Origin of the sequence: Prevotella phocaeensis (genome assembly GCF_900065875.1) — a bacterium.
Classification (GTDB): domain Bacteria; phylum Bacteroidota; class Bacteroidia; order Bacteroidales; family Bacteroidaceae; genus Prevotella; species Prevotella phocaeensis.
In genome coordinates this window covers 110,055-124,956 of record NZ_LT160615.1, presented here as the reverse complement: position 1 = coordinate 124,956, position 14,902 = coordinate 110,055, and the positions used below count along the sequence as shown (strand labels likewise).

The window sequence follows — 14,902 nt, the reverse complement described above, 5'->3', positions numbered from 1 at the left end:
AGTTCTTTGCAAGCAAAACAAAGCAGTACACAGCAAATGGAACGGTTGCCAAATCGTTACCCCAAAATCAGCCAATCGCACAAGGTGCCCTTGTATAAAGGATTGTCGCTATTCTATCCAAAGTTACGAAAATTATTCTGTTATATCATCATGCCTATCCGATTTTTTTGACTGGCGCGAACGGGCAGAAATGCCGTGCTACAAACACTGTAGGCGACAGCTATCACAAGCATCTACGGCTAACAGGCAGACAACACGAAAAAGACCGACAAAACAAGCATAACAGAAAGACCATATATCTGTCCATGATAGGCCTACCATGTAATATCGACAAACATGCCGCCCGACAGACATAGAGAGCCGCTCTGTTTGCCTTAGACAGCCCCCCTGTATCACCCGATTGTAAAGAACAGATTTACAAGGTGGTGCACCTATTAGGAAAATAGAACTTTCGAAACGAGAAAGAAAAATAGGTTTAACATAGTGAAAAGATATTTTTTTTCGTATCTTTGCAAGGAAACTTAAAACATATTACCATCAATGAAGAGAAAAATATTAATGCTAATCCTAACGGGTATGCAATGTCTATTTGTGGCAGCTGCCGACTTTACCGCTGATTATCAAGTAATTCCTCTACCACAAGAGGTATCGCTCACAGCTAAAGCACCCTTTGTTTTAAACGCTTCTACGGCCATCGTATATCCGGAAGGCAATGCCGATATGCAACGCAATGCCGACTTTCTTGCCGGATATATCAAAGACAACACGGGGCTGAACCTGCAAGTTACCTCCGCAAAAGGCAAGAGCGGAATAAAACTCGCCTTAGATAAAAAGGCGGCACAAGCCGAGGGTTACACCATCAGGGTAACGGCCAAAGAGGTACTCATATCGGGCAGTACGCCGCAAGGTGTGTTCTATGGCATACAAACATTGCGCAAATCGCTGCCCGTGGGCAAGGGTATTGTGCAAGTAGAGCTTCCTGCTGTCGTCATCAAAGACGCTCCGCGCTTCGGCTATAGGGGTATGCACTTGGATTGCGGGCGCCACTTTTTCCCGATATCTTTCGTTAAGAAGTACATTGATCTGCTTGCTATGCACAATATGAATACTTTTCATTGGCATCTGACAGAAGATCAAGGATGGCGAATTGAGATAAAGAAGTATCCAAGACTTACCGACTTCGGCTCGAAACGTACCGAAACAGTGATGGGACGCAACTCGGATGTGTACGACGGCATGCCCTACGGCGGCTATTATACGCAAGACGAAGCACGCGAAATCGTGAAATATGCAGCCGACAGATATATCACCGTGATACCCGAAATAGACATGCCGGGCCACATGCAGGCCGCTCTTGCATGCTATCCGGAGCTGGGTTGCACTGGCGGACCGTATGAAGTGCGCCGCATATGGGGCATTTCAGACGAGGTACTCTGCCTTGGTAACGAGCAGACTTACGCCTTCTGTCAGAACGTACTGGACGAGCTGATGCAGATATTCCCTTCGAAAATCGTCCACATAGGCGGCGACGAAGCCCCGCACCGCCGTTGGGAACAGTGCCCGAAGTGTAAGGCTAAGATGGCTGAATTGGGAATTGACGTAAAAAAACTGCAGGGATATTTCACTAATCGCATAGAGAAATTCGTTAATTCCAAAGGACGTAGGATACTCGGATGGGACGAAATACTCGACGGGGACATTAATCAAAGTGCGATGGTAATGAGCTGGAGAGGGCTCGAACCGGGCATCAAGGCGGCTCATAAGGGGCACGACGTAATCATGAGTCCCGTAGATTACGCTTATTTCGATTACTATCAGGTAAAAGACACATGGAAAGAACCTCTGTCGATCGGCGGTTTTCTGCCCGTAGAAAAGGTATATAGCTACGATCCGCTGCCCAATGATGTGGCTCCGGAGGTGCAGAAACATATCTTGGGTGTGCAGGCCAACCTATGGACAGAGTATATCGGCAACGAGAATTTCGCCGAATATATGGTGCTTCCGCGCATGTCTGCACTGGCAGAAGTACAGTGGAGCAACGCTAAAAAAGACTTCGAAGCGTTCAAGAACCGTCTTACACGTTTCACGGAGATGTACGATCTGTATCATCTTACCTATGCCAAACACCTTTGGCCGGAACGTCATGAGCGCGAAAATGCAGCAGATTAAGAATAAAGAATACAATTATATAAACTTCAAAATCATGAGATTAATCATAGAACCCGACTATGCAGCGCTGTCGCACTGGGCAGCCGAGCACGTCGTACGTCGCATCAACGAATTTAAACCCACGGCTGAACGCAAGTTTGTTCTGGGACTTCCCACCGGTTCTTCGCCCGAAGGAATGTACTCAGAGCTGGTTAAAGCCTACAAAGAGGGGCGCGTTTCGTTTAAAAATGTGGTAACCTTCAACATGGATGAATACGTGGCATTGCCCGTAGAGCATCCCGAAAGCTATCATTCCTTTATGGCCCGTAATCTTTTCGACCACATCGATTGCCCGAAAGAGAACGTGCATATCCTCAACGGAAACGCTCCCGACCTTGCCGAAGAGTGCAAACACTACGAACAGATGATACGTGAAGCGGGCGGCATAGACCTGTTTATCGGCGGTATAGGGCCCGACGGGCACATCGCTTTCAACGAACCGTGCTCGTCGCTTGCATCGCGTACGCGCGTTAAAACGCTAACTACCGATACTATCATTGCCAACAGCCGCTTCTTCGGTAACGATATAAATAAGGTACCCAAGCATGCCTTGACTGTTGGAGTGGGCACCGTGATGGATGCACGCGAGGTAATGATCCTCGTAAACGGACACCATAAAGCCCGTGCATTGCGAGCTGCCGTAGAAGGAGGTATCACCCAAATGTGGACGATCAGTGCTCTACAGCTGCATGAGCATGGCATTATCGTTTGCGATGAGCCTGCCACGGATGAACTGAAGGTGGGAACATACCGCTACTTCAAGGACATCGAAAAAGATAATCTGTAAAGATAGTACGAGAATGGGTTGGCTTCTGTTAACTCATTCTTAGTTTTTTTAATGGTGAGTTCGCAGCTCTTTAGTTGTTATACTCATAAAAATAGTATGGAAAATAAATCTGATATTCGGCGCGTTAATCCCGTATTGTGGGTTCCTACATTGTATTTTGCCATGGGAATGCCATTCGTTGTGCTCAATATGGTTAGCACCTTGATGTACAAAGGCATGGGGGTATCCGACGCGCAAATTACCTTTTGGGCTTCTCTTATTATGCTGCCGTGGACATTGAAACCGCTTTGGAGTCCGTTCCTCGAGATGTATAAGACCAAGAAATTCTTTGTTGTGCTCACCCAGATACTATCAGGAATAATGTTCGCCCTGATAGCTTTCGCCCTGAATCTGCCCTCTTTCTTTGCCATCACCATTGCTATGTTTGCGGTAATAGCCCTGAGCGGGGCCACTCACGATATTGCAGCAGACGGCACTTACATGGCTGTATTGTCGAATGAAGAGCAGGCGAAGTGGATCGGATGGCAGGGAGCGTTCTACAATGTTGCCAAAATTGCAGCGACAGGCGGACTGGTTTACCTTGCCGGAGTATTCATAGATGAGTTCGGTGTTACCAAGGCGTGGATGTTCATCATGCTGATTATCGCCGTTATCATGTGCGTAATCGGCTGTTATCATTTCTTTGTATTGCCGTCCGACGGCCATGCGTCGGAACAAAAGAAGACGTTCAGCGAGACTATGCATGATCTCATCGGCGTTTTTGCAGAGTTCTTTAAAAAGAAACACATTTGGTATTACATCGCTTTTATTATACTCTACCGCTTTGCGGAAGGCTTTGCGATCAAGATAGTTCCCCTTTTTCTGAAAGCATCTCGTGCAGATCAGGGGCTTGGAATGTCTGAACAAGAGATTGGTTTGTGCTATGGAACGTTCGGAGCTGCGGCATTTGTGCTCGGTTCCATACTCGGAGGCAACTACATTGCACGCCGTGGACTACAGAAGAGTCTATTCTCTTTGGCGCTTATATTCAACATTCCTTTCGTTGCATATACCCTCTTAGCGGTTTATCAGCCCGAAAGTCTTTGGCTGATCGGTACAGGTATCGTCCTCGAATACTTCGGCTATGGCTTCGGTTTCGTAGGTCTTACGCTGTTTATGATGCAGCAAATCGCTCCCGGCAAGCATAAAATGTCGCATTACGCATTTGCTTCAGGCATTATGAATCTCGGAGTTATGCTCCCCGGAATGATGAGCGGAGAGATTAGCACGGCACTCGGATACCGGAATTTCTTTATCTTTGTGCTCGTATGTGCTATACCTGCATTGCTTATAACGTGGTTTGTGCCATTTACATATTCTGATCAAAACAATTAACTTTAAACAATATGAGCAAATTACTAATACAAGGCAAGCCGTTACCCGGCATGCCGTGGGAAGAAAGACCTACAGACAGCAAGGCTGTTATGTGGCGCTATTCCGAAAATCCTATTATTCCTCGCGATCTGTTGCCTACATCCAACAGCATTTTCAACAGTGCTGTCGTGCCTTATGGCGACGGTTACGCAGGCGTATTCCGCTGTGACGATACCAACAGACGAATGGTCTTGCACGTCGGTTTCAGTAAAGATGGACTGAAATGGAATATCAATGAAGAGCCTTTACGCTTCGAATGCGACGACAAGGAAATAGGTACATGGGTGTATGGATATGATCCTCGCGTCTGTTTTATAGAAGACCGTTACTATATAACATGGTGTAACGGTTACTTCGGGCCTACGATCGGCGTCGCTTGGACTAAGGACTTCAAGACCTTCCACCAACTTGAAAACGCTTTCCTTCCCTACAATCGCAACGGTGTAATGTTCCCCAAAAAGATCAATGGGCGCTTCGCAATGCTGAGCCGCCCAAGCGATACCGGACATACACCATTCGGTGACATCTTTTACAGCGAATCTCCAGACTTGGTATATTGGGGACATCATCGCCATGTAATGTCTCCTGCCGCCTTTGAACAGAGTGCTTGGCAGTGCATGAAGATAGGTGCAGGCCCAATACCCATAGAAACTTCCGAAGGTTGGTTACTGTTCTACCACGGCGTGTTGCGCTCCTGTAACGGATATGTATACAGTTTCGGTTCGGCACTCCTTGATTTGGAACAGCCTTGGAAGACCATCTATCGCTCCGGCCCATACCTTATATCGCCGCAAAAACTCTATGAATGCATGGGAGATGTACCGAACGTGTGTTTCCCATGTGCCGAATTGCACGATCCGGAGACCGGAAGAGTTGCCGTATATTACGGATGTGCCGATACTGTAACGGGTATCGCGTTCGGCTATATACCCGAAATTATCGAGTTCACCAAAAAGAATAGCATTATCTAAATTTCAACATATCATTTTTAAATATAAGAAAGGAACTAATAAAATGAAACTGAATCTAACATCAGAGATTGTATTGAACAAGGTTCCTGTAGAGATCTATAGCCCCAAAACAGCCGTCGATCGCTCGGAAATCACACGTTGTGAGAAAATTCCTACCGATATTTTCCCTAAGATTGAAGACGGTGCAAAAAGCATCGCCGATGCTATCGAGAAAGAAATCAAGACCAAACAACACGAAGGCAAGTTTTGTGTACTCGGCTTAGGCACCGGTCTTTCGCTCTCTCCAGTATACGAAGAGCTGATTCATCGCCACAAAGTAAAGAAGTTAAGTTTCCATAATGTGGTGGTATTCAATGCTTATGAGTACTTTCAACTGTCCAAAGACACCCGCAATAGCGCCATCAACCAGCTACGCGAGCGCTTTCTAAACCACATAGATATCAATCCGCAGAACATATTCACACCGGATGGCAGCGTTGCACAGGATAAAGTGCAGGAGCATTGCCGCCTTTACGAGCAACGTATCGAGAGTTTCGGTGGAATAGACATTATGCTCCTCGGTATCGGACGTATCGGGAATATCGCTACGAACGAGCCCGGATCGGGATTAACTTCTACTTCAAGGATTATTCTTCTTGACCAAGTGTCGCGACAGGAGATGACTATGAGCTTCGGAACCAGTGAACCTGTGCCTCCTTGTTCGATAACTATGGGCATTTCCACCATTCTCCGTTCACGCAAGATATACCTTGTGGCATGGGGGGAAGAAAAGGCCGAAATCATTCAGAAGACCATCGAAGGCAAGATAACCGATGCCATTCCGGCCTCATTCCTGCAAACTCACAACGATGCCCATGTAATCATCGACCTGTCTGCAGCAAGTCAACTCACCCGAATTGTTCATCCTTGGCTCGTTAAATCGTGCGAATGGACCGACAAGCTGGTACGCTCAGCTTTGGTATGGCTCTGCCAGATTACCGGCAAACCTATCTTGAAGCTCACCAACAAGGACTATAATGAGAACGGATTGAGTGAACTTTTGGCCCTTTACGGTTCGGCCTATAACGCCAATATCAAGATTTTTAACGACCTACAGCATACCATTACCGGTTGGCCGGGGGGCAAACCGAACGCCGATGATACCTATAGACCGGAGAGAGCCACGCCATATCCCAAGCGTGTCATCGTATTCTCGCCCCATCCCGACGACGATGTGATCTCGATGGGCGGCACGCTCCGCCGCCTCGTACAGCAAGGTCACGAAGTACACGTAGCCTACGAAACCAGCGGAAACATAGCTGTCGGCGATGAAGAAGTAACGCGCTTCATGCACTTTATCAACGGTTTCAACCAGCTTTTCGATAACGATAAAGACGAAACCATACGCAAGAAGTACAAAGAGATCAAGCAATTTCTCATGAAAAAGAAAGAAGACGACCTCGATACACGCGACATCCTGACTATTAAAGGCCTCATCCGACGCGGCGAAGCACGCACGGCTTGCACCTTTAACAATATCCCCTTAGATCGCGTGCACTTCCTTGATCTGCCCTTCTACGAGTCGGGTACCATCGAAAAACTGCCCATGACGGAGAAAGATGTCAACATTGTAAGGGCGTTACTTCGAAAAGTAAAGCCCCATCAGATATATGTTGCCGGCGATCTCGCCGATCCCCACGGCACACACCGCAAGTGTACGGATGCGGTACTTGCCGCGATCGATCTCGAAAAAGAGGCTGGTGAGGCATGGTTGAAAGACTGTAGAATTTGGATGTACCGCGGGGCTTGGGCCGAATGGGAGATCGAAAATATCGAAATGTGCGTACCGATGAGTCCGGAAGAACTGCGTGCTAAGCGCAACAGTATCCTCAAACATCAGTCACAAATGGAGAGTGCTCCCTTCCTCGGAAGCGACGAACGTCTGTTCTGGCAACGTGCCGAAGACCGCAATCATGCAACGGCTGCGCTTTACGACCGCTTAGGATTGGCCTGCTACGAGGCTATGGAAGCATTCAAAGAATATAAGCCTCTCTAACATATGAATACGGAACAACTGCGCAAGGTGGTGTCTCACTTCTCGATAAAGGGAAGTGCAGACACCATTTCCGCACTTGGTAACGGACTTATCAACGATACCTTCAAAATTAAAACGAAGGAAACAGGTAGTCCGGACTATGTGCTTCAGCGCATCAACAATAAGGTGTTCTGCGACGTAGACCTGCTTCAACACAACATAGAGGCAGTGACAAACCACATCAGACACAAGTTGGAAGAGCGCAAAGAGACCGATATAGAACGCAAAGTGCTGCGTTTTATCCCTGCTGAAAACGGCAAAACGTATTGGAAAGACGAGGCCGATAACTATTGGAGAATAGCCGTCTTCATCCCCGATGCGGTTACCTATGAGGCCGTAACCCCGGAGTATTCTTACCATGCAGGCAAGTCTTTCGCCAATTTCGAGGCACTGCTTGTCGACATACCCGACACAATCGGCGAGACCATACCCGACTTCCACAACATGGAGTTGCGTAACCTGCAGTTCCAAGATGCCATCGATACCGATGCCGCAGGGCGCGTGAAAGAGGTACAAAGCATGATAGACGAGCTGCAGAAACATGCCTACGAAATGTGCAAGGCCGAGCGAATGTACCGCGAAGGCATACTGCCCAAGCGCATTTGTCATTGCGACACGAAGGTCAACAATATGATGTTCGACAAGGAAGGTCGTGTGCTTTGCGTAATCGATTTGGACACCGTGATGCCCTCTTTCGTGTTTTCAGACTACGGAGACTTCCTGCGTACGGGCGCCAACACGGCTGCCGAAGACGAACAGGACTTGCAGAAAGTATCGTTCGACATGCAGATTTTCACCGCTTTCACGCGTGGCTATGTCGAAGGTTCGCACAGTTTTCTTACGTCGGTCGAACGCGATAACCTGCCTTATGCGGCGGCCTTATTCCCGTATATGCAGTGCGTGCGCTTCCTGACCGACTACCTGAACGGCGATGTGTACTATAAAATCAAGTATAAGGAGCACAACCTCGTGCGGGCGAAGAACCAACTTTGCCTCTTCAACGATGTACTGCGCCACACCGAGGAGATGCACTCAATCATCCGAAAACTATAAAGAATAATGAAAAAACTTTGTGTAAAACGCCTGCAGGAGCACCCTGCATCGGCGGCAGATATCCCTGCTTTGTTCGATAAAGCAGGCATCGAGCGCCATGCCATCGACCAAGTGAACTGGGCGGAAGCCTATCCTTACGCACCCGAAGCAAACTTCCGCATAGCTCATACGGGCGACACGATCCTCATAGAATACAGTGTTAAGGAAAACAGTGTGCGTGCCGTGGCACCTCATGATAACGGTCATGTATGGGAAGACGCATGTTGCGAGTTCTTTTCTCGGCCGGCCGGCGACGATATCTATTACAACATGGAGTGCAACTGTGCGGGAACGTTGCTCATAGGTTGCGGCCCTACGCGCGAAGGACGGACTTTGGCGCCCGCCGAAGTGCTTGCGCAGGTAGATCGTTGGGCTTCTTTAGGACGCACGCCTTTCGAAGAAAAAACGGGCAGAAATGCTTGGCAACTGGCATTGATAGTACCCCTTTCGGCCTTCTTCCGCCATCGGCTGACTACGTTTAGCGGACATAGCATGCGCGGAAACTTCTACAAATGCGGCGACAAGCTGCAAACGCCGCACTTCCTTTCATGGAATGCCATCAACGTACCCAAGCCCGATTTCCACCGCCCCGACTTCTTCGGAGAACTGGACTTCGAATAAAACAGACAAAGAAATTCCGCCTGTTACGGTAACACCATGATGCCGATGCTCCTTGATAATATGTTTCGAGGCATCGGCATTGTTGTTTACAGACTGCAGCATCAGCCCACAACCTGTCTTTTCCCGAAGAGGAAACGCGACAGATGCAGTTTGTCCAACACCCACCCTATCGCTATGCTGCCCGCAACAGCCACAGTTACCGATACTACAAGAAACACCATGCCAGAACGGTCGATACCAACAAGCATAGGTTGCCACAGCTTTGCCAAGGCTGTAAACACGGGCGAAAAGAGCAACAACAGCAGGGTATTCCGCCCAACAAAGAGCATTGCCGGCAACAGTTGTGCGCCCCGTTGCTGCAAAACGCGGTAAATACCGAGGATAAAGCACACAGACAGATAAACAAAAAGTACGCCACCGATTGAACCTTTATCCATATTAACGGGGAAAAATGACAGTACCGTCATAGGCAAGAGCGCCCATAACGACGGCCGGAAGAAACGCGTAAACCGCACACCGCACAACCTTACCGCCGCTCCGCCGAGGAAATACAGCGCACAGGGCAGCGAGACAATTCCGACATACCATAACAGACCGTACAACAGAGCCACCGCCACAAGACGCCCGAGCGGCCCAATATGCCCGCAATACGCTATACCATAGTAGACCGTGCTGCACAATAAAAGCGTATGCAGATACCAATACGGTCCCAAAGGATGAAGCAATACTTTATTTATATATAAAGAAAAGGTGAGCGAATCGATATGTTCACGAATGGGCAACACCGCTGCCATCACCGTATAACCGCTCTCCATCACGGCATAGGGAACAAATATCCACAGCATAGTGCGCAGGAACTTGCGCCACGGTTTGCCCACATTGAGCAAATAGCCCGATATAACGAGGAAGCCGGGCATATGAAACGTGTAGACCACTTGCTTGGCATAAGGATAGCTGTCGCCGATGAAAACCAAGTGAAAGGCAATCATCAGCACAATCAGCACACACTTCACGAAGTCTATTTCGGCCACTCTGCCGGTCTTTTCCGCCGTCTGCATCACCATCGCTTCATATAATAAAAACATTTATCCGCCATCGGCAGACTTGGTAACCATATAGGCACTCAACAATACAAGCACCGCTGCCACGGGTTTGTCCCACGTAAGAGCATCCTGACCTACGGCAAAAGCCACCACCGAAGCCACCACCGGTTGCAGATTGGTATATACGCTCACGGTTGTGGCACGCAGGTATTTCATGGCAAAAGGTATGGTGAAATAGCCCAACACCGTAGCAAATACCACGATAAAAGCCATGCCCAACACGCCCGAAAGGCCTTCTGCCCCGTAATTACCCATGTAGAGAGGCTGCAAGGGCAGCTCTTTCCACGCAAAAGGCAGCACAGCCACGGTCGATACGAGGAACACCCATTTCATTTGCGTTACGGCGCTATACTTCTGCGATACCTTGCGCGTGATGATAAGATACACCACCCACGTGAGCAAACTGAGCATGGTGAGTGCAATACCGAGCACATCGTTCCGCCCCGCACCGCCCTGCCAGCTCGCAATAACCATGATTATAGCGCCCGCAACGCCCACAAACACGCCGATTGTCTTCATACGGTTGATACCTTCATTCAAGAAGATAACCGCCATGAGCATGGTGGCTACCGGCGTTAGTGTGGCTATGAGCGAAAAGTAAACGGGCGTGGTATAGGTTAAAGCCCATGCCGTAAGCGTTTGAGAAACTACGAAACCGCACAATCCGCCAGCCATGATAACGAGCAAATCTTTACGCTCTACCCTCTCTCGAGGGCGAAACAGCCCTATCAGCCAGAATATCAATGCCGCCCCGATGCAGCGTGTAGCCATGTAAGCCATAGGCGATACCCACTGATCGAGCAGCATCTTGGTAACCGGTACGCCCAGTCCGAAGATGATGTTTGCCGAGAGTATGGCCGCATGGGCCTGTATCTTATGATTGTGCATGATATAGAAATGAAAAACCGCCTGCAAAGATAGCACTTTATTGCAATACTTGCAAACGTCGTAGGTTTATTGTACATTTCAAACAGATGTACCTGTTAACGGATATACCTATACTGCCTATCGGCGACAGACAATATATATTGCCAAGAAACACCTAACGAACGGCATTCTTACTTCTTGGGTTCGAGGGTGCGGAACACCATGTACAGGCCGTTTCCTCGGAGGGTGAAACTGTCTCCGACGGCCTCGTTAAGTGTTCCTTCCCACCAACTTTCGGGCGTAACAGGTGCCCATTTCAGGCCCGAACCGGCCATCTGTGTACATCCGAAGTTAAAGATACTTACCTGTTGTCGGCAGAACGAGCCGAACGTATGGCTGCCTTCTGCCGTTACAAAGTAACCGTAATCGGTCAAGAGCAGGGGCACAATACCCATGTCGCGATGATAATGCACCATCAGAGAGACGTTGGCCAGCGTGTGATCCTCGCGCTTACCCGTAACGCCAAGGTAGAGTATGCGGCGCATACCCAAGGCATGGCAGTGGCGCGTGGCCTTGGTAAGGTCGTTGTCGCTCTGTTCGCTGACGACATGAAGTATATCTCGGTATTTTATTTTAAGCTCCTGTGGCAGCGAGTCGCCGTCGCCTACGATGGCATGGGGCATGTATCCCTGTTCTATGGCATACGTGGCGGCGCCGTCGCAGCAGCAGATATACGGCGTATGTGCCAGCAATTGCAGGGCAAGAGCATGTTTCGGAAAGTAGCCGTTGCCGAGGATAACGGCGTCGAACGACGCATCGGGCGTAAGCAGAGGATAGTTCATTCAGCGGTTCTCCTTCATCATTTTTCGCCATTTGCAGTAACCCATCACCGCTATTACTACGTAAAGAGCGTAAAGACCGGCCTTGAAAGGGATGCCCTTATAGGCATATAACGCTGCACTTACGGCATCCACCACGATCCAGACAGCCCATTGTTCGAGGTATTTCCGTGCAAGTGCCCACAGTCCGATGAAGCTCAACGCGTTGATAAAGCTATCTGTAACGGGGACATCAGAGTTGGTGAAGTGGATCAGAATTTCGTAAATACCCAACCAAGCAGCCAAGAAAACGAGAACAGAGGGCAGGATAAGACTTCGTTTAAAGTGTGTTATGGGCAGTTGTTCGTTGGCTTTTTGGTTCTTCTTCCGCCCGAATTTCCAGACTGCATAGCCGTAAAGGGCGGCAAAGGTATAGTAAATGGCCATGCCGAAGTCGGCATAGAGCCCCACCGACCAGAACAGATAAATGTCGATGGCAGGCATAACGATACCCACAAGCCATAAGGCTATGTGGGCTTTGTACTCGAGGATAATATAGATAATGCCGAGCACTGTGCTCAACATATCGAGCCAATGCTCGGCAAGAAATGTCTGTATATCGGCCATAGACGATTAAAAGTTAATCGACAGATGCGCCATCAGATGCGTCGGGGCCTGTGCAGAATAGGTGGTCCATGCCCAACCTGCGTTATATGCAACGATCTTATTGCCGTCTTGTTTGAAGTTCATAGAGCAGCTGCCGTTACTCTCATACTCCTCGTTAAACAGGTTGTAAACGGTCAATCCCACCGTTGCGCTCTTGATACCGCGCAGCTTGAAGGTATACGAAAGGTCGAAGTTGCTCACGAAATAGCTATCTATCATGGCGCTGGTCTGGCTGCCATCTTTCTCTGCATAGCTGCGGAAGTTGGAGTTGGTCATATACTGTTCGCCCACAAACTTACTTTGCAGCGATGCCGTGAAGCCCTTGTATTCGTAACTGAACATATTGCCAAGGATGAAATCGGGTGAATATGCAAGGTGCGTAGTGCCCACATTGGCGGTCGATTCGGCCCAAGTAACCGGATCGATTGTCGTTACATCGACGTTCTTTGCACGGTTTTTGCTCCACGTAGCATTGATGTTCCAGTTAAACCCCTTAAAAGGATTGAGACCGGCCGTAAGTTCTACGCCCATCCGGTAGCTATCCTTGATGTTGCGAGATACCATTTCGCCGTTGGCATCCTGCGCGCCTGTCGGCACGAACTGATTATCGTAATCCATGTAATAGAAGTTGGCGCCGGCGCTGAAAATACTGCTTTGGTACTTATAACCAATCTCCAAATCGTTCAGTCTTTCGGCTTTAGGAGCAACAGGCTTGGTTTCTGCCAGCATATTCTCGAAGTCATTGCGTGTCGGTTCCTTATGTGCAATGGCGTAAGAGACATATAGCGTGTGGTTCGGGCTGGCGGTGTAGACCAAACCGAACTTGGGGTTGAAGAAGTTGTACGTGCGATCCAAGTCCAACGGCAGTTGCTTCTTGTTGTCGTCGAACTCCTGAGAAGAGCCTCGGAGCCTATATGTAATACGGCGATATTGCATGTCTGCATAAGCATTAAGGCCGGGCAAGAACTCGTAGTTCACCTTTCCGTAGATGTTGGCATCGGTTTTTCGGGCGTTATTATCATAGTATTTGTGGTTCGGATCGATACTTCCGTTGAAGCTACGCACCCATATCACGTTGCCGAAATGGTCGCCGTCGTACTTGTTCCAACCGCCTCCAAGGATAGCAGACAGCCCTTTACGGGCATCATAACTTACGGATGCGACGGCTCCGTAGAAGTTGTTGCGCATCTGTTTGCGACGGATGAGGTCGCTGTACTTGCCGAGCGTGCTCGATAGCAAATACTTGTAGAGCTTCACATGGCTATCTTCGCTGTCGGCTTTATACTGCTCATAATAGCCGAAACCGTGGGTATAATGTAGCGAGGCATTCAGTTTCCAAGCGTTAGACAGCCGTTGGTTCCATATCAAATAGTAGTGCTGTTGGTGGTAATTGTCGGTCTGGTTGTCGTAGAAGACCGTGTTACCGGCGGCATCCTTATATTTTCCGCTTGGATTATAGCGCCTCCCGTACTTCTTCATGTCGGCTTTAGAAGCATAATCCCATGCATGATAGGTCTTTTCTGTGCCGTTGAAGGTGATGAACTTCACCACGGTATTATCGTTGAAATAGCCTCCTTGCACGAAATAAGAGTTCAAACGTGTCGACGCTCTGTCTATATAACCGTCGCTACCGATATTGGATAGCCGGCCTTGGAAGCCCCAGTGATTGCCCAAGAGGCCCGTTCCGAAGCGGAAAGTTTCTTTGTGCGTGCCGTATGAACCGCCCGAAAGATCGATACTGCCGAAAGGTTTGATGCCGATACTTTCGGTCTGCATGTTGATCGTAGCGCCGAAAGCGCCGGCGCCGTTCGTCGATGTACCTACGCCACGTTGTATCTGTATGCTCTCTACACTGGAAACAAAGTCACCCATGTTTACCCAGAAAACGGCCGAACTCTCCGCATCATTCATCGGAATTCCGTCGGTTGTGATGTTTATACGTGTGGGATCGGTGCCACGGACATGTATTCCAGTGTAGCCAATACCCATACCTGCGTCTGACGAAACGGTAACCGACGGCGTCATTTCCAGCAACTGCGGAACGTCTTTGCCGTGGTTAACGGCCCCGATCTGCCGTTTGTTCAGGTCTGAATAGGCCATCGGCGTCTTTTTGTCGGCCCGTGTAGCCACCACCTGCACGTTCTGTAATTCATACGCCTTTAGCGTATCGATCTTTTCGGTCTTAGGATTGGCCGCGTTAGCCGTTGCAACACACGCAAGTATTGCAATCGTTAATACACTCTTGTTCATAAATACCTTAATTTAAATGAATAAATAAAAGG

At 48.8% G+C, this 14,902-nt stretch carries 12 protein-coding genes; 7 read left to right on the top strand and 5 right to left on the bottom strand.

All coding sequences use genetic code 11. The features are described from left to right. The first annotated feature begins 540 nt into the window (after positions 1–540). From BN3912_RS00505 to BN3912_RS00475, 7 genes are all read left to right on the top strand, one after another. Positions 541–2,169: a beta-N-acetylhexosaminidase gene (locus tag BN3912_RS00505; protein WP_023984842.1), complete on the top strand. Its 1,629-nt coding sequence runs from the start codon at positions 541–543 to the stop codon at positions 2,167–2,169. A gap of 34 nt (positions 2,170–2,203) precedes the next feature. Next, positions 2,204–2,995 carry a glucosamine-6-phosphate deaminase gene (gene nagB / locus BN3912_RS00500; protein WP_016665539.1) on the top strand — a complete coding sequence of 264 codons (792 nt, stop codon included), beginning with the start codon at positions 2,204–2,206 and terminating at the stop codon, positions 2,993–2,995. Positions 2,996–3,091: 96 nt separating this feature from the next. Next, positions 3,092–4,369: an MFS transporter gene (locus BN3912_RS00495; RefSeq protein ID WP_023984841.1), complete on the top strand. Its 1,278-nt coding sequence runs from the start codon at positions 3,092–3,094 to the stop codon at positions 4,367–4,369. An 11-nt stretch (positions 4,370–4,380) separates the two neighbouring features. Further along, entirely contained in the window at positions 4,381–5,379 is a 999-nt protein-coding gene (locus tag BN3912_RS00490; protein ID WP_023984840.1) for a glycoside hydrolase family 130 protein, read from the top strand. 43 nt (positions 5,380–5,422) lie between these two features. Next, positions 5,423–7,414, top strand: coding sequence for a glucosamine-6-phosphate deaminase (locus BN3912_RS00485; protein ID WP_023984839.1), 1,992 nt, complete (start codon positions 5,423–5,425; stop codon positions 7,412–7,414). 3 nt (positions 7,415–7,417) lie between these two features. Further along, positions 7,418–8,506 (top strand): phosphotransferase enzyme family protein, encoded by a 1,089-nt coding sequence (locus tag BN3912_RS00480; RefSeq protein ID WP_004368517.1) that lies wholly within the window; start codon positions 7,418–7,420, stop codon positions 8,504–8,506. Between the two features lie 6 nt (positions 8,507–8,512). Then, on the top strand, positions 8,513–9,166 hold the full coding sequence (locus BN3912_RS00475) for a carbohydrate-binding family 9-like protein (RefSeq protein WP_023984838.1): 654 nt from the start codon (positions 8,513–8,515) through the stop codon (positions 9,164–9,166). Positions 9,167–9,267: 101 nt separating this feature from the next. On the opposite strand, the gene BN3912_RS00470 is transcribed toward BN3912_RS00475, so the two are convergent. From BN3912_RS00470 to BN3912_RS00450, 5 genes are all read right to left on the bottom strand, one after another. After that, positions 9,268–10,251: an acyltransferase family protein gene (locus BN3912_RS00470; RefSeq protein WP_023984836.1), complete on the bottom strand. Its 984-nt coding sequence runs from the start codon at positions 10,249–10,251 to the stop codon at positions 9,268–9,270. Continuing rightward, positions 10,252–11,157 (bottom strand): DMT family transporter, encoded by a 906-nt coding sequence (locus BN3912_RS00465; RefSeq protein ID WP_195906758.1) that lies wholly within the window; start codon positions 11,155–11,157, stop codon positions 10,252–10,254. Between the two features lie 170 nt (positions 11,158–11,327). Beyond that, positions 11,328–11,978: a thiamine diphosphokinase gene (locus tag BN3912_RS00460; protein WP_023984834.1), complete on the bottom strand. Its 651-nt coding sequence runs from the start codon at positions 11,976–11,978 to the stop codon at positions 11,328–11,330. Next, positions 11,979–12,581 (bottom strand): nicotinamide riboside transporter PnuC, encoded by a 603-nt coding sequence (pnuC, locus tag BN3912_RS00455; RefSeq protein WP_023984833.1) that lies wholly within the window; start codon positions 12,579–12,581, stop codon positions 11,979–11,981. Between the two features lie 6 nt (positions 12,582–12,587). After that, a complete protein-coding gene (locus tag BN3912_RS00450) occupies positions 12,588–14,870 on the bottom strand; it encodes a TonB-dependent receptor (RefSeq protein ID WP_023984832.1) in 2,283 nt (760 codons plus the stop codon). Positions 14,871–14,902 lie beyond the last annotated feature (32 nt).

Excerpts from the sequence above, each read along its gene's own strand:
- BN3912_RS00505 (WP_023984842.1), top strand. The coding sequence starts at position 541 with ATGAAGAGAAAAATATTAATGCTAATCCTAACGGGTATGCAATGTCTA.
- nagB (WP_016665539.1), top strand. The coding sequence starts at position 2,204 with ATGAGATTAATCATAGAACCCGACTATGCAGCGCTGTCGCACTGGGCA.
- BN3912_RS00495 (WP_023984841.1), top strand. The coding sequence starts at position 3,092 with ATGGAAAATAAATCTGATATTCGGCGCGTTAATCCCGTATTGTGGGTT.
- BN3912_RS00490 (WP_023984840.1), top strand. The coding sequence starts at position 4,381 with ATGAGCAAATTACTAATACAAGGCAAGCCGTTACCCGGCATGCCGTGG.
- BN3912_RS00485 (WP_023984839.1), top strand. The coding sequence starts at position 5,423 with ATGAAACTGAATCTAACATCAGAGATTGTATTGAACAAGGTTCCTGTA.
- BN3912_RS00480 (WP_004368517.1), top strand. The coding sequence starts at position 7,418 with ATGAATACGGAACAACTGCGCAAGGTGGTGTCTCACTTCTCGATAAAG.
- BN3912_RS00475 (WP_023984838.1), top strand. The coding sequence starts at position 8,513 with ATGAAAAAACTTTGTGTAAAACGCCTGCAGGAGCACCCTGCATCGGCG.
- BN3912_RS00470 (WP_023984836.1), bottom strand. The coding sequence starts at position 10,251 with ATGTTTTTATTATATGAAGCGATGGTGATGCAGACGGCGGAAAAGACC.
- BN3912_RS00465 (WP_195906758.1), bottom strand. The coding sequence starts at position 11,157 with ATGCACAATCATAAGATACAGGCCCATGCGGCCATACTCTCGGCAAAC.
- BN3912_RS00460 (WP_023984834.1), bottom strand. The coding sequence starts at position 11,978 with ATGAACTATCCTCTGCTTACGCCCGATGCGTCGTTCGACGCCGTTATC.
- pnuC (WP_023984833.1), bottom strand. The coding sequence starts at position 12,581 with ATGGCCGATATACAGACATTTCTTGCCGAGCATTGGCTCGATATGTTG.
- BN3912_RS00450 (WP_023984832.1), bottom strand. The coding sequence starts at position 14,870 with ATGAACAAGAGTGTATTAACGATTGCAATACTTGCGTGTGTTGCAACG.